At 64.8% G+C, this 20,136-nt stretch carries 18 protein-coding genes; 13 read left to right on the top strand and 5 right to left on the bottom strand.

The annotated features are described in order from the left end of the window. Positions 1–129 precede the first annotated feature (129 nt). From RH857_RS06380 to RH857_RS06365, 4 genes are all read left to right on the top strand, one after another. Positions 130–1,323, top strand: coding sequence for a sigma-54-dependent transcriptional regulator family protein (locus RH857_RS06380; protein WP_310537139.1), 1,194 nt, complete (start codon positions 130–132; stop codon positions 1,321–1,323). Positions 1,324–1,398: 75 nt separating this feature from the next. Continuing rightward, positions 1,399–2,424 carry an alcohol dehydrogenase AdhP gene (adhP, locus tag RH857_RS06375; RefSeq protein WP_310537138.1) on the top strand — a complete coding sequence of 342 codons (1,026 nt, stop codon included), beginning with the start codon at positions 1,399–1,401 and terminating at the stop codon, positions 2,422–2,424. A 107-nt stretch (positions 2,425–2,531) separates the two neighbouring features. Then, positions 2,532–3,794 carry a pirin family protein gene (locus RH857_RS06370; protein ID WP_310537137.1) on the top strand — a complete coding sequence of 421 codons (1,263 nt, stop codon included), beginning with the start codon at positions 2,532–2,534 and terminating at the stop codon, positions 3,792–3,794. Between the two features lie 119 nt (positions 3,795–3,913). Beyond that, complete coding sequence (locus RH857_RS06365; RefSeq protein WP_310537136.1) at positions 3,914–4,447, top strand: NADPH-dependent FMN reductase; 534 nt, start codon at positions 3,914–3,916, stop codon at positions 4,445–4,447. A 105-nt stretch (positions 4,448–4,552) separates the two neighbouring features. Here the strand turns inward: RH857_RS06365 and RH857_RS06360 are convergent, their stop codons facing one another. Genes RH857_RS06360 through RH857_RS06345 form a run of 4 tightly spaced genes read right to left on the bottom strand, consistent with a single transcriptional unit; the run spans position 4,553 to position 8,844 of the window. Continuing rightward, positions 4,553–5,680 (bottom strand): L-talarate/galactarate dehydratase, encoded by a 1,128-nt coding sequence (locus RH857_RS06360; protein ID WP_310537135.1) that lies wholly within the window; start codon positions 5,678–5,680, stop codon positions 4,553–4,555. A gap of 57 nt (positions 5,681–5,737) precedes the next feature. After that, positions 5,738–7,270, bottom strand: a complete 1,533-nt coding sequence (locus RH857_RS06355; protein WP_310537134.1) for a tripartite tricarboxylate transporter permease — start codon at positions 7,268–7,270, stop codon at positions 5,738–5,740. A 42-nt stretch (positions 7,271–7,312) separates the two neighbouring features. After that, positions 7,313–7,837: a tripartite tricarboxylate transporter TctB family protein gene (locus tag RH857_RS06350; RefSeq protein ID WP_310537133.1), complete on the bottom strand. Its 525-nt coding sequence runs from the start codon at positions 7,835–7,837 to the stop codon at positions 7,313–7,315. Beyond that, complete coding sequence (locus RH857_RS06345) at positions 7,837–8,844, bottom strand: tripartite tricarboxylate transporter substrate binding protein (protein ID WP_310537132.1); 1,008 nt, start codon at positions 8,842–8,844, stop codon at positions 7,837–7,839. Before RH857_RS06345 ends, RH857_RS06350 begins: the two co-directional genes overlap by 1 nt. A 150-nt stretch (positions 8,845–8,994) precedes the next feature. Between RH857_RS06345 and RH857_RS06340 the strand changes: the two genes are divergently transcribed. From RH857_RS06340 to RH857_RS06325, 4 genes are all read left to right on the top strand, one after another. Beyond that, positions 8,995–9,894, top strand: coding sequence for a LysR family transcriptional regulator (locus RH857_RS06340; protein ID WP_310537131.1), 900 nt, complete (start codon positions 8,995–8,997; stop codon positions 9,892–9,894). Between the two features lie 104 nt (positions 9,895–9,998). Next, a complete protein-coding gene (gene kdgD / locus RH857_RS06335) occupies positions 9,999–10,925 on the top strand; it encodes a 5-dehydro-4-deoxyglucarate dehydratase (protein WP_310537130.1) in 927 nt (308 codons plus the stop codon). Positions 10,926–10,963: 38 nt separating this feature from the next. Next, positions 10,964–11,908, top strand: coding sequence for an AEC family transporter (locus RH857_RS06330; protein WP_310537129.1), 945 nt, complete (start codon positions 10,964–10,966; stop codon positions 11,906–11,908). An 87-nt stretch (positions 11,909–11,995) separates the two neighbouring features. Then, on the top strand, positions 11,996–13,600 hold the full coding sequence (locus RH857_RS06325; protein ID WP_310537128.1) for an aldehyde dehydrogenase (NADP(+)): 1,605 nt from the start codon (positions 11,996–11,998) through the stop codon (positions 13,598–13,600). 84 nt (positions 13,601–13,684) lie between these two features. Here the strand turns inward: RH857_RS06325 and RH857_RS06320 are convergent, their stop codons facing one another. After that, complete coding sequence (locus RH857_RS06320; protein WP_310537127.1) at positions 13,685–14,758, bottom strand: M24 family metallopeptidase; 1,074 nt, start codon at positions 14,756–14,758, stop codon at positions 13,685–13,687. 168 nt (positions 14,759–14,926) lie between these two features. On the opposite strand from RH857_RS06320, the gene RH857_RS06315 reads away from it, so the two are divergent. The 5 genes from RH857_RS06315 (at position 14,927) to RH857_RS06295 (ending at position 20,132) form a co-directional block, all read left to right on the top strand. After that, positions 14,927–15,841: an NAD-dependent epimerase/dehydratase family protein gene (locus RH857_RS06315; RefSeq protein WP_310537126.1), complete on the top strand. Its 915-nt coding sequence runs from the start codon at positions 14,927–14,929 to the stop codon at positions 15,839–15,841. A 166-nt stretch (positions 15,842–16,007) separates the two neighbouring features. After that, on the top strand, positions 16,008–16,937 hold the full coding sequence (locus tag RH857_RS06310; protein ID WP_310537186.1) for a 5-dehydro-4-deoxyglucarate dehydratase: 930 nt from the start codon (positions 16,008–16,010) through the stop codon (positions 16,935–16,937). 68 nt (positions 16,938–17,005) lie between these two features. Beyond that, entirely contained in the window at positions 17,006–18,037 is a 1,032-nt protein-coding gene (locus RH857_RS06305) for a mandelate racemase/muconate lactonizing enzyme family protein (protein ID WP_310537185.1), read from the top strand. Positions 18,038–18,094: 57 nt separating this feature from the next. Then, the gene (locus RH857_RS06300) at positions 18,095–19,147 is read left to right on the top strand and encodes a LacI family DNA-binding transcriptional regulator (RefSeq protein WP_310537125.1); all 1,053 of its coding nucleotides are present in this window, start codon (positions 18,095–18,097) and stop codon (positions 19,145–19,147) included. Positions 19,148–19,424: 277 nt separating this feature from the next. Further along, entirely contained in the window at positions 19,425–20,132 is a 708-nt protein-coding gene (locus tag RH857_RS06295) for an ABC transporter substrate-binding protein (protein WP_310537124.1), read from the top strand. The last annotated feature ends 4 nt before the right edge of the window (positions 20,133–20,136 follow it).

Raw genomic sequence — 20,136 nt, 5'->3', positions numbered from 1 at the left:
TGTGATCTGCATCACGGTATGGTCTCACGCTAGGTGCGGCGGGGTTGCAGTCACGTTGCATAGCCAGGAGGCGCTCCGGCGACCTATTATGTGATGTGACGCACACTCTTCAAAGGTGAAGGAGTGACCATGAAGGCCGTCCCCGACGAGCCCAGCACCTGGGGGAATCTCAGGCCGGAGCTGCGTGAATCGTGGCGTCGATCGGCGGCGTTTCTCAGTGATCCCGGTGCCGCGCAGGCCCCGGTGGAGGTTCCAGAGGATGACCTCGTTGAGATTCGGCAGGCGCATCCGCTGCGTTTGGTGCTGCCCGTCTTTGATCAGCTGCTCATCCGTCCGGCGGCGGAAGCGGGTCTCATCGTGGCCATCGGAGACGCTGAAGGCCGGCTCCTCTGGGTTGACGGCGACCGGGGGGCATTGCGCCGCGCCGAGTCCTCCGCCTTCCAGCCCGGTGCGCGGTGGTCCGAGCAGGCTATCGGGACGTCTGCTCCCGGCGTCGCCCTGGCCACTGGGCGAGGGGCGCAGGTTCATCAGGAGGAGCACTTCGCCCTCTCGGCGCATCAGTTCTCTTGCTCTGCTGCGCCGATCCGCAACCCTCATACCGGGGCTGTCCTCGGGGTGGTTGATCTGACCGGGGACGAGAAGGCCGTGGCCACACACTCACTGCCCCTGATCTACGCCGCGATCTCGGCCGCTGAGGCAGAGCTGAAAGTGTTGCCCGCGGATTCAGGACTGACTCAGCTCATCACTTTGGGCACCACCATGCCGCTGATGGGAACGGCCTCAGACCGGGTGCGCCTCGGCCTGCGGCACGCGGAGATTCTGACCCTGCTGGCGTGGCACGGGGGGCTGCAGCTGGGCACGGGGCTTAGCTGCGGGGAACTTGCCGAGCTTTTGTTCGGCGAGCCCGGTCACGAGGTGACATTGCGTGCCGAAGTCGTGCGCCTGCGTCGAATGCTCAGGGCCACTCCCGCGGCGGGGGGAGCGGATCTGGTTTCCAAGCCCTATCGCCTTGATCGACCCGTGGAGCTGGACGCGGTCCTGGTGCACCAGGCCCTGGTCGCCGGACAGCGGCAGCTGGCCCTGGATATCTACGGAGGGCCGCTGCTTCCGGCCTCTGAGGCCCCCGGAGTGGTGGACCTGCGGCGTCAGCTCTCCGTTGAACTTCGGGAAGCGGTGTTATCCGATGGCACTCCGCAGGAGCTGTGGCGGTACCTCCAGCTGCCCGAGGCTGCCGATGACGAGGAAGTCATCTACACCGCGCTGCGAGTCCTCCCGGCGGATTCTCCTCAGCGAGCCGCTCTCGTGGCCCGCATGCAACGGTGATGCAACCCGGGCGTGACTAGCGTCGCTGGTGCATCTACCGGTTGCGGCCCGGGCCGCACTGATCAGGGAGAGATTATGAGCACCATGACCGCCGCCGTCGTCGAGGACTTCGGTAAAGAGCTGAACATCACCGACTATCCCCTTCCCGAACCGGGCCCCGGCCAAGTTCGTGTCCGGCTCATCGCCTCGGGAGTGTGCCACACCGACCTCCATGCTGCCGAAGGTGACTGGCCGGTGAAGCCTACGCCCCCGTTCATCCCCGGCCACGAGGGGGTCGGAGTCGTGGAGAAGCTGGGAGAAGGCGTCACGGAGCTCAAAGAGGGACAGCTTGTCGGGAATGCGTGGCTCTGGAGCGCATGCGGGTCCTGTGAATACTGCCGCACTGGATGGGAGACTCTGTGTGAGGCTCAGATCAACGGCGGGTACTCCACGGACGGATCCTTCGGGCAGTACATGCTTGTTGACGCTCGGTTTGCTGCCGTGATCCCTGAAGGTTCGGACCCGCATGAGATTGCCCCGGTTCTGTGTGCGGGTGTGACGGTGTACAAGGGCCTGAAAGTCACCGACGTGCGACCGGGCCAGTGGGTCGTGATCTCCGGGATCGGTGGACTGGGTCATATCGCCGTCCAGTACGCCGTCGCGATGGGGATGCGTGTTATTGCCGTGGACATTGCGGATGACAAGCTGGCACTCGCCGAGAAGCACGGAGCGGAGATCACGCTCAACGCTATGGGCGTGGATCCGGCCCATGAGATCCAGCAGAAGGTCGGCGGGGCCCACGGCGTCTTGGTGACAGCTGTTCACCCCAGCGCCTTCGGTCAGGCCATCGCCATGACCCGGCGTGGAGGCACCATTGTCTTCAACGGGCTTCCTCCCGGAGAGTTCCCGGCCCCGATCTTCGACATTGTGCTCAAAGGCCTGACCATTCGAGGGTCCATTGTCGGGACCCGGCAGGACATGGAGGAGGCGCTGGACTTCTACGCTCGAGGGCTGATCCATCCGACGTACTCGAAGCGGCCTCTGGGGGATATCAACGCCGTCTTCGATGAGATGCACCACGGCAAGATCGACGGACGCGTTGTCATCGACTATGGCGTCTGAGTGACGCTGCAGGAATGTTTGAGCTGCAGCGCGGACGGCGGTGTATGGATGAGAGTCTCTCCTGCACCGCCGTTTCCTATTTCCTTCACGATTGAAAGAATGAAGACATGAGTGATGCCCCGGTGGAGGAACAGCTGCAGGAGCAGATCTGCATCAATGGTCCCTACACGTATGACTCCAGCGGCCGGACCGATGAGGAGAGTCCTGGCTCTGCGGGCAGCGGGCTGCGCGACGGCGTCACCCGGACCGAGTCTGGCGTGGAACTGCTGGAGCCTCGCGACGTGCCCCTGGGCGGACCCCGGGCGATGAATGTGCGCCGCACGTTGCCTCAACGAGCCCGCTCCCTGGTGGGAGCCTGGTGCTTCCTGGACTTCTACGGTCCCGATGACCTCACCGAGGCCACCCCGATGCGCGTGCCCCGTCATCCCCACACCGGACTGGCCACCTGTTCCTGGCTGTTCTCCGGGCGCATCGATCATATGGACTCCGCCGGCAACTGGGCCACCGTGCGGCCGGGTGATGTGGCCATGATGAACGCCGGGCGGGGTATCAGCCACTCCGAATACTCCAGCGCCGACACCAAGGTCCTCCACGGGGCTCAGCTGTGGTACGCGTTCCCGGATGAGCACCGTTTTGTGGAGCCCACGCTGGACACCCACCGCCCGGATCCAGTCTCCGGAGACGGTTGGCAGGCCAAAGTCTTTGTCGGAAACCTCCTGGGGTACCGCTCTCCCGTGAAGACCTACATTCCGCTCACCGGCGCGGAGCTGCGCTTAGAGCCCGGCACAGTCCTGGACATCGACGTGCCCGCGGGCCATGAACATGCACTGCTGCACGTCAGTGGCGCTGTGAAGTTCAACGGGTGCGAGGTTCCCCCTGATCACCTGGCCGTGGTCGAGACGGGGGCCACCAGCCTGCGTGTCACCGCCGGGGAGGAGCCGGTACTGGCGCTGCTGATCGGGAGTGAACCCCTGGGAGAGCAGATCGTGATGTGGTGGAACTTCATCGGCCGCTCCCACGAGGAGATCGCGGCCTACCGTGCGGCCTACCAAGCCGAGATGGGCTTTGAAGCTCCCGGCGAGGACTCACCGCTGGCGCAGCGACTGGGGCTGCACGGGGGCGAGGCGCCGTCGTCGTCGGTGGGCAAGGACACGGAGACCGCCGCGCACCCCGACGGCAGCGAGGAGGAGGTCACCGTGGAGGCGGGCGCCCTCGGAGACCCCGTGCATGGTGAGCTGCGCGATGCGCTCGCCGGAACCGCCTACGACGACGGCAGGCCCTTCCCGCAGTTTGGAGACTTCCCTCCAGGTCAGGCCGCGCCCCTGCCGGCACCGGAGCTTCCCAGCAGCCGCATGCGCCCGCGCGGCTGAATCTCGCGCGGCGATCTGGTGATATCGCCTCCCAGCAGCAGCAGGCGAGAAACAGCCCGGAAACTCTGTGCCCATTAGGGTGAGGTCAGATGCTCAACGGAAGAAGGGAAGCGATACACGTGGTCAAGATCGGATACATCGTTGGAAGCGCGGCCGAATCCTCGATCAACAAGAAGTTGGCGAAGGTGCTGGTGGACCAGGCGCCTGAGCGTGTAGAACTCCACTACATCGACATCCACGAGCTGCCCCTCTATCACCGGGACATGGATGAGGACTTCCCGCAGATCATGACGGAGTACAAGGCGAAGGTGGGGGCCCAGGACGCGCTGCTGCTGGTCAGCCCGGAGCACAACCAGTCCTTCCCTGCAGGCGTGAAGAACGCCCTCGATATCCTCACCCGCGGTGGCACCAACGAACTGCAGGGTCTGAAGCTCGGCATCACCGGCGCTTCACCCGGTCGATTCGGCACCATCAATGGGCAGTCACAGCTGCGTCAGTTCCTGCCCCCGCTCGGTGTGAAGATCATGGGCGCACCCCTGCTTGCGGTCCAGGTGGGCAAGGACACCTTCAACGACGACGGCACCGCAGACGAGCGGACAACCCAGCGGGCCAAGGACTATATGGAAGCGTTCGCCCAGTTCGTGGAGGTCTGAAGACTTCCGGCACCAAGGAGCTGAGGGCGCCGGCACATACGGAAGGGCGGGCCAGCAGCGGATCCCTTCGGAAGTCCTTTGCCAGCCCGCCCTCTCGCCATGGGGTCAGCGGGTGCCGAACTCTGTGGAAGCCACGGTCCAGGCCCGCGCCTGCTCGCTCAGCGTGACTCCCAAGCCCGGTCGGTTGGGAATAAGCATTCGGCCGCCCTCGGTTTCAAGCCGCTCGTTGAACAAAGGGTCCAGCCAGTCGAAGTGTTCCACCCACGGCTCGCGCGGATAGCAGGCCGCGAGATGAAGGTGGATCTCCATGGCGAAGTGCGGTGCCAGATCCAGGCCCTTCTGGTCGGCGAAGTTCATCAGGCGCAGGAACTGAGTGATGCCGCCCACGCGCGGAGCATCGGGCTGGATGATGTCACAGGCCTTGCCTTCGATCAGGCGCTCATGCTCGGCTACGGAGGCGAGCATCTCTCCCGTGGCGATGGGAGTGTCGAGGGTGCTGGTCAGTCGGGCATGTCCCTCGACGTCGTACGCATCAAGAGGCTCTTCGATCCAGACCAGATCGAACTCCTCAAGGCGCCGTCCCATACGCAGCGCGGTGCTGCGGTCCCACTGCTGGTTCGCGTCCACCATCAGAGGCGCCTCGGAGCCGATGTGCTCGCGGACTCCACGCACCCGTCGGATGTCCTCAGCGTTGTCCGGCAGACCGACTTTGATCTTGATGCCGCCAATGCCTTCCTCAAGGGACTGGCTGGCGCGCTCCTTGACCTCCTCGAGGGAGGCGTTGAGGAATCCGCCGGAGGTGTTGTACGTACGGACGGAATCGCGATGAGCGCCCAGGAGCTTGGCCAGGGGGAGACCGGCGCGCTTAGCCTTCATGTCATAGAGCGCCACGTCAATCGCAGCCAGAGCCTGCGTTGCCAGGCCGGAGCGTCCCACGGAAGCGCCCGCCCACTGCAGTTTGGTGATGAGTCGCCCAATGTCATTGGGGTCCTCACCAAGAAGATTCTCTGCAACTTCTGCTGCGTGGGCGTACTGGGCGGGCCCACCGGCACGCTTGGAATAGCTGAAGCCCAGACCCTCGTGGCACTGCTCGGTGGCGATCTCAGCGAAGAGGAACGCCACTTCGGTCATCGGCTTCTGCCGTCCAGTGAAGACCTTGGCGTCGGAGATCGCCGTCTGCAGCGGAAGCGTGATGGATGAGAGCTTGACCCAGCGGATGGAGTCGTTGGACATGAGTCTCCTTCGGAAGTGTTGTGCGCGGTGTGTGTGGGAGCGGAAATCAGTGTGAAGTCAGGGAGTTCTTGAGGGCTCCTGACCTGCGACGGTCTCCACCAGGGAGCCCTTTCCTCCGCGGCCGGTGAGCTTGAGCACCAGCGGGATGATCACCACGACCAGGAAGATGACCAGCAGCGTGAGTGCGATCGGCCTGTCAGCTACCCGGGTCAGATCTCCCTGGAACATCATCAGGCTGCGACGGAAGTTGTCTTCGAGCAGCGAGCCCAAGACAAAGGCCAGTACCAAGGGCGCCGGGTCGAAGCCGAACTTCTTCATCAAGTAACCCAGTACGCCGAAGACGATCACCACCATCACCTCAAAGAAGCGGTTGGAGATGGTGAAGGCGCCCATGCAGACGATCAGCAGGGTGATCGGAGCCAGAATGGTCGTACGGACATAGAGGATCCGGACAAACAGTCCGATCATCGGAATCGCGAGGATCAGTAGGACGAGGTTGCCGATGTACATAGAGTTCACCACGCCCCAGAAGAGGTCCGGGTTGGTGTTGACCAGCTGAGGACCCGGAGCAATGCCCTGGATCATCAGGGCTCCGAACATGACGGCCATTGTTGCGTTAGCAGGAATGCCGAGGGTCAGCAGCGGGATGAAGGATGAGGTGGCTGCCGCGTTGTTGGCCGTCTCCGGTCCGGCAACACCCTCGATGGCGCCCTTCCCGAAGCGCTTCGGGTCCCTGGCGATGCGCTTCTCCACGCCGTAAGACACCATGGAGGAGACCGTGGCGCCACCACCGGGCAGGATGCCCAGAAGAAAACCCAGGACGCCGCCGCGTGCGATGGGGCCCGCAGACTGCTTCATGTCAGCCTTGGTGGGCAGAACCTTCTCAACCTTGATGGGTTTGGGCTGTGCCAGGTGGCGCTTCTCGAGGTTGTAGAGGATCTCCGCCAAACCGAAGACGCCCATGGCGATCGGCACGAACTGCAACCCGTCGGAGAGCTCGAGGCTGCCAGCCGTGTAGCGCTGCTCCCCGGTGAAGCCGTCTCGTCCGACTACTGCCAGCAGCAGTCCGAGAGCGGCAGCCACCAGTGCCTTCAGCATCGTGCCGTTGGAAATGGTGGCAACCAGGAGAATGCCCAGGAGAGCCAGCGCCGCGTATTCGGGGGGACCGAAGCGCAGAGCCCAGCCAGCAATGATGGGGGCGACGAGGGTCAGCGCAATGATGGAAACGGTGCCCCCCGCAAAGGACGCGATGGCTCCGATACCCAGCGCTTTCCCCGCATGGCCTTTCTGACCCAGTGGATAGCCATCCAGGGCTGTGATCGCCGAACTGGTTTCCCCAGGCAGTTTCAGGAGCACTGCCGTCACGGTGCCGCCGTAGATCGCCCCGTAGAAGATCCCCGCGAGCATGATGATGGCGGTGACGGGTTCCATGCCGTAGGTCAGCGGCAGAAGGATGGCAATGGTCGCGGCGGGGCCCAGGCCGGGCAGGACGCCGATGACCATACCCACCAGCACGCCCAGCAGGCAGAAGAGGAAGTTCTGAGGCTGCAGAACAACCTGGAACCCCTCGAGGACTGGAGTCAGGTCCATAGAATCGCGGTGCCTTTCACAGAAGTGTCGAACTCACGCACCTCAGAAGAGGCGCGGAATAGGGACGTTCAGTCCGGTGATGAAAACGAGGTAGAACGCGACCACCATGACGACTGAGAGCGGCACCGAGAGCCGGAATCGTTCCTTGCCCAGCACGCTCATCCAGAAGATCATCATGGCCGTGGCTGGCAGTTCAAAGCCGACCAGGGGCATGAGCTGAACCGCCACCACGAGGCTGACGACTCCCACGGCCACTGCCGCAGCGTTGCGTGTGAGCTTCTCAGCGTCTTCGTAGGTCTTCGCGCGAAGCATGATGAAGATCCCCAGGACAAGGAGCAGCGCAGAGAGAATTGCGGGCCAGGTGCCCGCCCCGGGCGCGGCCATCGAGCCGAAGCCCAGATCCCACGCCACGAGGAGGGCTCCCAGCCCGAGGAGGGACACCACCGCGCCACAGACGAGATTGGTCACGGCGCCGGCCTGCGGCGGCTCGTAGTCCGCCATGGTCAGGACGCGGTCTGCGGTGTCAGCCGAGGAGGCTTCCCCGGCGGCTGCCTCCGATGTCGTCATCAGTCTCCCCCGAGATCAATCTCGTGCTCTTCGGCGAAGGCAGCGTAGGTCTCGTGCAGCTCCTGCCACTGCTGCTTAACTTCATCTCCAGGGATCTCGGCTCGAACCAAGTAGTTGGAGTCGATGAAGCTCTGCCACTCGTCGGTAGCCAGAATCTCTTCGATGCCTTCCTGCAGGCCGGAGATGACAGCGTCGTCGGCGCCGGCGGGAAGGGCGATCGCGCTGTACTGGGTGACGGGGATGTCATACCCGGACTCCAGCGCAGTGGGTGTGTCGGGCAGGTGCTCATTGCGCTCATCCGAGAAGATCAGGATGGGCTTCACCGTTCCGGCCTCGATCTGGGGCATGGCGTCCCCAATATGAACGGTGCCGACTTCCACCTGGCCGCCCATGACGGCAGTCAGGGCTGGAGGACCCGAGTCGTAGGGAATTTCGTTTCCTTCGATGCCGGCCTCCCCGAACAGGGCCAGCTGGGCGAGCTGGCTTCCGGTGCCCACGCCGGTGGTTCCGTAGGTGATGGTCCCGTCGAAGTCGATCATGTCCTCCAGCGTCTCGATCTCGCTGTCAGCATGTGCGATGAGCACGTAGTCGTTCTGGACAAGGCTCATGACGACGTCGACCTCATCCCAGCTGACCGCCTCGTTCTCTGGGACGGCCATAGGGCTGATGGTCATCAGGGAGGCGTTGAGCAGTGTGAGTTCGTAGCCGTCGGCGGCGCGGCCCGCGACTTCCTTGACGGCGAGGGCGCCGTTGGCGCCGGGCTGGTTCTCGACTGGCATGGCTACCCCGAAGGCATCCTGCGAACCCTCTGCCACGGCCCGGGCGATAAGGTCTGCCGGTCCGCCGGCGTTGTAGCCCACCGTCATGCGAATGGGCTCGGTCGGGAAGTCGTCGTTGTCGTTACTCGTGGAACCGGTGGTCACGCCTCCGCAGGCGCTGAGCCCGAGCACCATTGCTCCGGCTGCAATACCGGCCAGGGGCCGGCGAAGATCTGACATCCCAAGCATCTGGGCCTCCTAATAGGTCTGGTTCCTGCGGATGCTGTGATAGGCACCACAGGAGCGAGTGATACGAGGGTAGAGAATCAGATCGATACCTGTCTAAGCCCCAGAATGAATAGCGTGATACCTTACAGGTATTAATAGGGGGTGGTGACGGTGTTCACATTAGACCAGGCTCGAGCCTTTGTGGCCGTGGCCGAAGAGCTGCACTTTGGCCGGGCGGCGGATCGTCTGCATATGACCCAGCCGCCGCTCAGCCGGCAGATCCAGAAGTTGGAGAGAGCTCTGGGAGTGGTGCTGCTTCTGCGAGAGTCTCGCGGAGTCCGACTCACGGAAGCTGGGCGAGCGTTTCTCGACGAGTGCAGGCACTTGGTGACCAAGGCCGAGCAGGCTCCGCGGCAGGCTCGCCTCATCGCCGCCGGTGAGGTGGGACTGCTTCGACTCGGATATACCGCCGGGTCAGCCTTCAGCATTCTGGGACCGCTGGTGGCCAGCATTCGGGAAGAATTGCCAGGAGTGGCCGTTGAGTTGGATGAAATGGTGACGGCCCGCCAGCTCGGCGACCTGCGCAGTGGTCGGATCGACATTGGGTTGGCTCGTCCCCCCTTTGACGCAGATGAGGTGGAATCCACGCTCCTGCTGACCGAAGCGCTCATGGTGGCAGTGCCGGGGGACCATCCGCTGGCTCTCCGGGATGCGCCGATCTCATCCTCTGAGCTGCGGGGGGAGCCGCTCATCATGCATTCCCCGGAGCAGGCTCGGTACTTCCGTGACTTGGTTACCGGCTTGATGGATGTGCGCGACGATCAAATTTCCCATACGTCCAGCCAGGTCCTGACCATGGTTGCTCTGGTGGCAGCGGGCCAGGGGCTCGCCCTGGTCCCGGAGTCCGCCAGGCGGCTCGGGATGGCAGGTGTGAACATTCTGCCGTTACGGGAGTCACCGGTGGATCTGGTGCAGCTGCATGCCGTCTGGCGGGGTGACTCGACGAATCCAGCGCTCTCCACGGTTCTCCCGTTGGTGCGGCGGTTGGGAGAGCAGGCTGCGAAGGGCTGAGCCATGCCGCGAGGGTATCGATATATGCGAAACAAGGCTTGGACAAGCATCGGCGGGCGATCGTAGCGTAAATCACATTCGTTTCCCAGAATGTGGAGGTCACCATGACGCGCTATGCGCCCCGGGAGCTTGCAGAGGTCCTCAAAGACGGGCTGCTCTCCTTCCCCGTTACACCGTTCGACGAGCAGTTGGCCCTCGATGAGGCCAAGCTGCGTGAGCATCTTGAATGGCAGTCCAGCTACGACATCGGCGGACTGTTCGTCGCCGGAGGAACTGGCGAAGGCTTCTCTCTCACCCTGCAGGAGAGTGAGCGTGTGGTGCGCACAGCTGTTGCTACTGTGCGCGACGGAGTGCCGGTACTGGGTTCGGCCACCGGAAGCACCGCCCAGGCCGTGGAGTTCGCGAAGATGGCGGAGGCCGCGGGAGCCGACGGTCTGCTGCTGATGCCTCCGTACCTGACCGAGACGACCCAGGAGGGCCTGCGGGCACATGTGGCCGCCGTGCTGGAAGCCACGTCTCTGGGTGTGATCCTCTACAACCGCGCAAACGGCATCTACAGTGCTGAGACGGTGGCATCCCTGGCGCAGGCTTATCCGAACCTCATCGGCTTCAAGGACGGCATCGGGAACTTCGAGCACCTTGCCCGTGTGACGGCAGCCAACGGCGACCGGCTTTTCTACCTCGGAGGGCTCCCCACTGCGGAAACCTACGCACTGCCCCTGCTGCAGATGGGCATGAGCACCTACTCCTCGGCGATGTTCAATTTTGTTCCTGAGTTTGCGCTGGAGTTTTACCGGGATGTTCGTGCTCTAAACACTGACGCTGTGCACGCCAAGATCAAGGACTTTGTGCTTCCCTACTTGGACATTCGGGACCGCGGCAACGGCTACGGCGTCTCCATCGTGAAGGCTGGTCTGCGGTCGGTCGGCCGGAATCCCGGTCCGGTGCGTCCCCCGCTGCGTGACCTCTCCGCGCAGGAGCAGCAGACTCTAGATGCGCTCGTGGCCAGCGTCGCCCCGGCCGCCGTCTGAGCAGGCGTCGCACCGATATCGAAGGGGCCTGAGCTGGCGTGGAAGGGATACTGCTGGGATTCAGCATCGTCGCGGTCCTCATCGCGGTGGGCGCGCTGATCGCTGCCGTCTCCCCAGTCGTGTCGGAACGCATCCGTGCTGGGCTTACTCCTCTGGTGTACTACCTGACGAACCCGTGTCTGATGGTGGTGCTGGTCTCCCAGACCGACGTGCGATCTGTGGCGGGGATCTATGCGCCCATTGCGCTGACCGTCGCTCTGCTCACCGGAGCCCTCTTCGCCGTGTTCGGCGTGCTGACGCATCGTCGGGCCGGAGAGGTCGCCGTTGGGTCAATGGCATCCTCTTACGTCAATGCAGGGAATATCGGGGTTCCGGTAGCCCTTTACGTGGTGGGAAGTACCGCGCCGGTAGTGGCGGTGCTGCTAGCCCAGCTGCTGGTTCTGGCGCCCTTGTACTTGACGATCTTTGGTGTGATCTCCCGGCGGGCAGGTGCGTCGGACAAAGGCAGCTCCGGTGCGGCAGGTATTTTGGCCTCGCTGTTTAACCCGACCACGGTGGGCGTGCTGATCGGGGGGCTGCTGTCACTGACAGGTCGGACTCTTCCGGCGCCCCTCTGGGAGCCGCTGCGCATGGTCGGAGAGGCATCGATTCCGCTGATGCTGATGATTTTCGGTATGGCGTTGTGGAAGGAGCGCCCCTTTACGGTAAGAAACCGGTTGCCCGATACGATCGCCGGACTCGTCTGCAAGTCTGCACTCATGCCCTGCATCGCGTGGTTCCTCGCGGGCCCCGTGTGGGGACTGAATGGAACCGAGCTATTGGGCGTTATCGCGATGGCAGCCCTGCCCACTGCGCAGAACGTCTACCTCTTCGGGGCTCAGCACAAAATGCCTCTGACGGTGACCAAGGACATCATCTTCGCGAGTTCCTTCCTCTCCCTGCCAGTCACGCTGGCTGCATCGTGGCTGCTGGCGATGGGATAGGGGGCAAAACGAAAGCAAGAAAGCGCTATCTCAGCTAGTGTCATGCGCAGGACCAGTGACTCCGACCACAGACAGGGGAAGACTCCCATGAGCACACTGACCGACTCCACCTACCACTCCCTCATCGCCGGCACACCGACACCGGGCAACGGGGGCACCGTTCGGGCCATTGACCCGGCTGCCGATGCCGAGACCGGTCCCGAGTTCACCCTCCTCGGCACTGATCAGCTTCAGGCTGCTACCCAGGCCGCCTCCGAAGCGTTCAGCGTCTACCGCCGGCTAAGCCCCGAAGCCCGCGCGGCTTTCCTCACCACAGCTGCGGAGAAGATCCAGGCGGCCGGTGAGGAGATCATTGCCACCGCTATGACGGAGACCGGCCTGCCCGAGCCTCGCCTGCAGGGCGAGCTGGCGCGCACCGTGAATCAGCTGAAGCTTTTCGCCAAGGTCGCCGCCACAGGCGACCACTTTGGTGTGCGCATTGAGCCTGCTCTGCCGGAGCGCAAGCCCCTGCCGCGCCCGGACTTGCGTCAGGTACAGGTCCCTCTGGGCCCGGTAGCGGTCTTCGGCGCCTCCAACTTCCCCCTGGCCTTCTCCGTGGCCGGCGGTGACACCGCCTCCGCGCTGGCTGCGGGCTGTCCCGTGGTATTCAAGGCCCATAACGCACACCCTGGCACCGGTCAGCTGGTGGGCCAGGCCATTTCCGAGGCCGTGGCCGAGCACAACCTTCCTGGCGGCGTCTTCTCCCTGGTCTACGGACCGGGCACGAAGGTGGGCCAGGCCCTGGTGGAGGACCCGCGCATCAAGGCCGTGGGCTTCACCGGATCCCGCGGAGGCGGCACCGCCATCATGGCCACTGCGAACGCCCGGCCCGAGCCCATCCCGGTCTATGCGGAGATGAGCTCGGTCAACCCGATCTTCGTCTTCTCCTCTGCCCTCGCAGGCGAGCGGACCGCGCTCGCCGAGGGCTTTGTGACCTCACTGAACGGCTCGGCCGGTCAGCTCTGCACCGCACCGGGGCTCATCTTCGTGCCCGAGGGAGCCGACGGCGATGACTTCGTGGCCCAGGTCGGCACTGCACTGGCCGAGGCCTCCGGCTTCACGATGCTGACCCCGGGCATCTGCTCGGCACGCATCAACGGTGAGAAGAAGCTCAGCTCCATCGCCGGCGTCAGCCAGGTTGGACGCGGCGCTGAGGGCGCGACCGAGAACGCTCCCGCTCCGGCCGTGTACACCACCGACGTCGCCACCTTCCTGAACACGCCTGAGCTCTCCGAGGAGATCTTCGGCGCCGTCTGCCTGGTGGTTCGGTACAGCGCACCTGAGCAGCTGACCGCTGTGGCTCAGGGCATCGAGGGGCAGCTCACCGCCACGCTCCACCTGAACCCCGAAGACGACGCCGACGCCGTCGTCGCCCGTGATCTGGTGCAGGATCTTGAGCTGAAGGTTGGCCGCCTCTTGGTTAACGGCTGGCCCACCGGTGTGGATGTGGGAGACGCGATCGTTCACGGCGGGCCTTTCCCGGCGACCTCGGATGGCCGCTCCACCTCCGTGGGAACCCTGGCGATCCACCGCTTCCTGCGGCCAGTGGCCTTCCAGAACGTTCCTGCGGCACTGCTGCCCGAGCAGGTGCAGGATGAGAACCCCTGGAAGCTGACGCGTCGACTCGACGGCCAGTACCAGTTGGCTGACTAATCCTCCGCGGCTCTGTGGGTCAGAGCGCAAAGACGACTGTGGCCGGGACCCTCACAGGGGACCCGGCCACAGTCATGCTAGTGCTCAGCGCTGCAGCGTCACAGGGCGCTCAATGCCGTTGACGCTCACCGTGGGCCAGTCGGGATCCACGGTGAGAGGGCGGATTTGGTCTCCTTCGAGGATGACGGTGTCCTCCACCTTCTGGCCTGCAGCCGAAGGGTTCCAGGCGAAGAGTTGGCGGTCCTGCACCAGGTCGGAGATTCCCGGCACTGCCCGGGGGTCACGTCCGGCGTAGCCTGCCGCGCCACCCTGGTGGTGGTTCTGCCACTCGTCAGCCGGGAATCCCTGGGCTGCGTAGGCTGCTGCGCCGTCGGCCAGCACATCACCCAGTACGCGTCCGGTGCGCGTGGCGCTCAGATATGCCGCTTCGACCTGCAGCAGACGATGTTCTCCCTCAGCCTCGGACGCCGGAGCTTTCCCGAAACGGACCCAGCGGCTGAGATTGGCGATCATGCCGTGCCGCCTGGCGCACACCACCACCATGGCGCGTTCCCCCACGGGTGCATCGGTGACGAGGGGGTGCTTGTAGCCCAGGCGGGAGGCACCGGCGACCATGACGACGACGGGATCCGCGCCGATGCGCAGGATTTCTGCCGCGACCAGCGCGCTGAGCTCCCGCTCGGTGGTCTCCGGGGTTACGGCGCTGAGCTGGGCGGTGAGAATCTCGGCCGACTCCCTGCACAGGCGTTCGAAGCGGCTCAGCTCACGGGGCAGCACGGAGGCCCGAGCGGCTCGCAGCTCAGCGTCGAGCTCAGCCTCGCGCCGGACTGCAGGCAAGGATGCCACGGCGCTGTCCAGGGGAGTGTGCCAGGGCACGGTGCGGATCTCGACGTCGTCGGGCAGCTCCTCGGTCGCAAGGCGGTCGGCCTCATTGCTGAACGTCACCACCTGCTCAGTCTCCCGGCCCACCAGGACGCCGGCGATCGGCGGGCCCACCAGGGAAGTATGGACGCGGGCTCCTCCCAGATACCAGGAGACGGCGGCGGGGCTGGAGAGCCAGACAGCACTGTCGGACCCCTCCAGCAGCTCAAGAACGCGCTCCCTCTTGACGGCCCGTTCTGCGGTCAGATCAAACGTAGAAGTCTCAAGTGTGGTCACTGTCACAGGGTACGTGAGAAAGCGTTTTCCTGCGACGGGAGGCGCGGAACGCCCTTCTCAGTTGAGTGAGGCGCGTGTCACAGGCTAGTCTGGTGAGAAAGCGCTTTCATGGGGTGGGTATCCCTGACGCAGCTGACGAATCTGATTGTGACTGGAGAAAGGTGTGGCATGCGCGTAGCAGTGACCGGCGGAGCAGGCCGGCTGGGACGGAGCGTGGTCGAGGGACTGCGAGCCGCTGGGCACCACGTGACCTCCATTGACCGCAGCACCACCGGGGTGGGTGACGAGATCACCGCCGATCTCACGGACCCCGCCCAGACCGCTGAAATCCTTGAATCGCTGTCCCCTGACGCCCTGGTGCATCTGGCAGCCATCGCCGTGCCCTTCAGTGCGCCGGAGCGGACCATCTTCGAGGTCAACACCGGCATGGGCTTCACCGTGCTGGAAGCGGCGGTGAACGCCGGCATTACGAACATCCTGGTCGCCTCCAGCCCCACGGTGCTGGGCTATGGCCGCTCCGGATGGCACCCCGGCCGGCTCCCGCTGGATGAGGGCATCACTCCCCAGCCCTTCCACGCCTACGCCCTGTCGAAGGTGGTCCTGGAGAAGATGGTGGCCAGCTTCGCGCTGGCCAACCCTGGCGTGCGGCTGGCTTCTTTCCGCCCCTGCTACGTGATTGCGCCGGAGGAGTGGGAGGGCGCTCCGACTCAGCAGGGCCACACTGTCGAGGAGCGTCTGGCCAAGCCCGAGCTGGCCGCCGTCTCGCTGTTCAACTACCTTGACGCTCGCGATGCCGCGGGATTTGTGGACACCTGGCTGGGGGCTGAAGGTTCCCCCTCCGGTGCGTGCTACTTCGTCTCAGCCGCAGACGCGATGTCGGTGGCGCCTCCGGCTGAGCTGTTGGCACAGTATCTGCCGGAGATCGCCGATCTGGCCGGCGGTCTCACGGGCCATGAATCCCTCTTCAGCATCGATGCGGCCCGGCGCGATCTTGGTTGGGAACCAACCCGCAGCTGGCGCAACCAGCTGGCGCCCGAGGCTCTGGAGCGCCTGGGCGTGAACCCGGCAGCGCTGCAGGCCTGAACCGACTCTAGGAAATGAGGCCCGTTGGTCGGCATCCGTCGGCCGAGGGGAGCCGCGAGGTCCCGGACCCGTGCGGCCGCACAGCGGGCGTGCGGGCCATCTCGTGGACGTGGCGGGGCTTCCCCGCCCGCGGAACCAGCACAGAAAGGACCACCTCGTGACCACCATTAACTTTGCCGAGGGGCCGTTGTTCTTCCCGGTCACCCCCTTCCACACCGAGGGCCCTGCGGCAGGCAGCGTGAATGTCGAGCTGCTGCGCGAGCACGTCAGCCGGGGGCTGAGCGCGGGCCCGGGTGGGATCTTCCCCGCCTGCGGCACCGGCGAGTTCCACGCCTTGGCGCAGTCGGAGTCGATCCAGGTGGTCAAGGAGACCGTCGACGTCGTCGCCGGTGCGGTCCCGGTCATCGCCGGCATCGGGGGACCGGTTGCTCAGGCGGTCGAGTCGGCCAAGGAGCTTGAGGCCGCCGGTGCCGACGGTTTCCTGCTGCTGCCGCCGTACCTGGTGGGAGGCACCCAGGAGGGAGTGCGCCGCTATGTGGAGTCCGTTGCCCGTGCCACCGAGCTGCCCGTGATCATCTACCACCGCGCCAACGCTCGATTCAGCGCTGAGACGGTGGCTCAGCTGCTGCAGGACCACGCCAACGTGGTGGGGCTCAAGGACGGCGTCGGCGATGTCGCTCTGGCTCAGCAGATCGTGCTGGCGGCCCGTGCCGTGCGCGAGGATGTTCTCTTCTTCAACGGTCTGCTGACCGCCGAAGCCTCCCAGGCTGCCTACCAGGCCATCGGCATTCCGCTCTACTCCTCCGCGGTCTTCGCCGCCCAGCCGGAGATCGCCATCGCCTTCTACCGCGCTTACCGTGAGGGGGCCACGAGCGTCACCGAACGTCTGCTCAGCGAGTTCTATCTGCCGCTGGTGCAGCTGCGGGACACCACCCCGGGGTACGCGGTCAGCCTCATCAAGGCAGGAAACCGCTTGCGCGGACTGCCGGTGGGCAGTGTCCGGCCGCCACTGGTGGACCCCGCTGAAGACCACCTCACCAGGCTCGAGGATCTTCTCGACCACGGTCTAAAGATCGCCCAGGAGCTGGGGCAGTGACCAGCACGACGACGTCACCTTCCTCCACCACGATTGCTGAAGTCCGCACGCGTCACCTCACCCGTGACATGGCGCGGCCGTGGGTGCCGGAGGCGCCGCGGATGCATGCGATCGTCGTGGAGCTCACCGACAGCGAGGGGCAGGTCGGCACCGGGTTCGCATGGACCCCGACCATCGGCCCCGAAGCCGTCAAGGCCCTCCTGGACCATGACATTGCCCGTTTTATCGTGGGACGAAGCACCGATCCTGACGTGCTGTGGGACGAGTTGTGGTGCCACCTGCACGAGGCCGGCGGAGGCGGATTGACCACCATCGCCATGGGTGGAGTGGACCTGGCGCTCTGGGACTTGAAGGCGCGCAGAGCTGGAACCGGCGTCGTCGGTCTGCTGGGGCGCCGGCACGAGAGGCTGCGCACCTACGGCTCAGGCGTGAACCTGCACTACAGCCTGGAGGAGCTGGGGGAGCAGATCCAGCGCTGGGTAGACCAGGGCCAGCCCGCCATCAAGATGAAGGTGGGCTCGCCCGACCTCGCCCGGGATGTGGCGCGCGTGAAGCTCGCCCGAGAGATCCTGGGGCCGGAGCGGGCGCTCATGATCGACGCGAATCAGCGCTGGGACCTTCCGGCTGCCGAGCGGGCGATCGCGACCCTGGCAGAGTATGACCTCGAGTGGATCGAGGAGCCGCTGCGCGCTGATGACACTCTCGGCTACGCCGAGCTAGCCCGGCGCATCAGCCATACGGGGCCGCGCGTGCCCATCGCTGCAGGTGAGAACTTTCACACGCTCTTCCGGTTCCGGGAGGTCATCGCCTCCGGAGGCGCCCAGATTCTGCAGCCGAACATCGTGCGAGTCGGAGGGATCACGCCCTTCCGGCGCATTGCTGAGCTGGTGCGCGCTGAGGGGTTGCGGCTGGCTCCGCACCTGCTGCCCGACCTCAGCGGCCAGCTCGCCGTCACCCTGGAGGAAGAGGTCTGGGTGGAGGACGTGGAAGACGCCGGATTCCACGCGCTGGGCTTCCTGGCCGAGGCCTCCCCAGTCAGCATCGAGGACGCCTCCCTGAGCGTGCACGACGCGCTCGGGCTCGGGCTGCGGTTCGCCTGAGCCGAGCGCTGGGACGGGTGCGATGCAGAACACATCCGCTGAAGTAGACTCCTGAGGATGGCACCGCGGAAGAGAACCGGCCGGTCTAAGGGATCGGCCACGATTGCACAGGTTGCGGGAGAGGCAGGAGTTTCTCCCGCCACTGTCTCGCGGGTGATGAATAACCGATTCGTGGGCGCCGACGAGGTTGCCGAGCGCGTGCGCAGTGCGGCTGCCAAGCTCAACTATGCCCCCAGCTACACTGCGCGCAGCCTCGCCCTGGGTCAGACCCAGGCGGTGGCCTTTGTGGCCCCGGATCTGCGCAACCCCGCGTTCCAAGCCATGCTCTCGGGCCTCAGCGCCACAGCGAACGAGGATGGATACCGAGTGCTCATCGGGGATTCGGCCGAGTCTGCGCTGGAGGAGCCCATGCTCGCCGGGGACATTCGTCGGCGCACCGACGCCCTGGTCCTGTGCGCCCCGCGTATGGCGGAGGAACAGCTGGCTTCCCTGTCGGGGAGTCTGCATCCCATGGTCCTCATCAACCGCAAGGCCAGCTCGGCCGCACCCTCGTTGACCGTGGACTACCGGGCCGGGATCGAGGCGCTGCTGGGGCATCTCTACGAGCTGGGGCACCGCCGTGTGGCCTACGTGGAGGGCACGAGCCAAAGCGTCTCGAATCAGTACCGCCTTCAGGGGGTGGAGGCCTTCACAGCAGCCCATCCCGACCTGGAGGTCCTGCGGATTCCCGGCGGAGTAGCCAGCCAGCACGGGTTCGAGGCAGCGGACCGTCTCATGGAGACCGGTGCCACCGCCGCGATGGCTTACAACGACCTGGTGGCGATTGGGCTGCTAGGGCGATTGCAGGAGCGCGGAGTCCGAGTGCCGGACGATATCTCGGTGACCGGGTTCGATGATATTCCCTTTGCCCGCTACATCGCTCCCGCGCTGACGACCGCCTCGGTGCCGCATGAGGAGCTGGGGGTTCAGGCGTGGTACCGACTGCGTTCCCTCATCGAGGGCAAGGAGCCCGGTCACGACATGGTCTTCCAGCCGAGGCTGGAGGTTCGCGCCTCAACAGGCGCCCCCAAGAGGGATACTACGCATCCTGTAAGCGGTTTCTTGGCCTAGGCCGCCAGAATCGCTGTTCTCCCTCATCAGACTGGGAATCGCGGAATCCCGCAGGTTACGGAGTCATCACAAGATGACACACAGGACATCCCCAGATTGACACTGTGTGACGTGGCTCATAATATCTTCTACACATGAGAAAGCGGTTTCTCAGACTGCGTTCTCGATTCCCTTCTGATGAGGACTCGTGGTGAGACTCGAACGGGGCGGGAAGACACAGCACCATTGAAGAGGTGGTCGCACCAGCGACCACCACGAGACGAAATGAGGCAGAGCAATGAAGCCTACTGCAGCATCATTTAAGCGCCGTGCCGCACTCGGCGGCGCGCTGGTGGCCGCCCTGGCCCTCACCGCCTGTGGCGGCGGAGGCGGCGGCGAGGCTGCCGAAGACTACGATGAAAACCGCGAGATCACCCTCGAGGTCGCATGGTGGGGCAACGACGAGCGTGCCGCACTGACCCAGGAGGTCTTCGACCTTTTCATGGAGGAGCACGAGAACATCACCATCCAGACCACCCCCACGGGTGATCCGGAGGACCTGTTCAACCGTCTCTCCACCGACTTCGCTGCAGGCGGCGGTCCCGACCTCTTCACCCTGGGCGGCGCTATGCCTCAGGAGTACGGCGGAGCCGGCATGCTCTACCCACTTGAGGAGCTCTCCGAGTACGTCGACCTGAGCCCCTATGAGGATTTCACCCTCACCAACGCCACCGTCGATGACGTGGTCTACGGTCTGCCCACCGGCGGTAACGCCATCGGCCTGCTGATCAACGAAACCACGTTCGAAGAAGCCGGTGTGGAGCTCCCCGGCGACGACTGGGACTGGGACGACCTGCACGAGAAGGCCACCGCCATCTCTGACCACGGTGACGTCGTCGGCCTGGATCTGCGTATCCAGGACATCATCTCCACCTATGTCTCCCAGTACAACGACCCGACGAGACTCAGAGAAAGTCCCCGCGTAGCCAGGGGCCGTGCCTCATAGAAAA

Origin of the sequence: Nesterenkonia flava (assembly GCF_031432335.1) — a bacterium.
GTDB lineage: Bacteria > Actinomycetota > Actinomycetes > Actinomycetales > Micrococcaceae > Nesterenkonia > Nesterenkonia flava.
The sequence above is the reverse complement of the archived record's forward strand: the minus strand, read 5'-3'. Positions and strand labels throughout refer to the sequence as shown.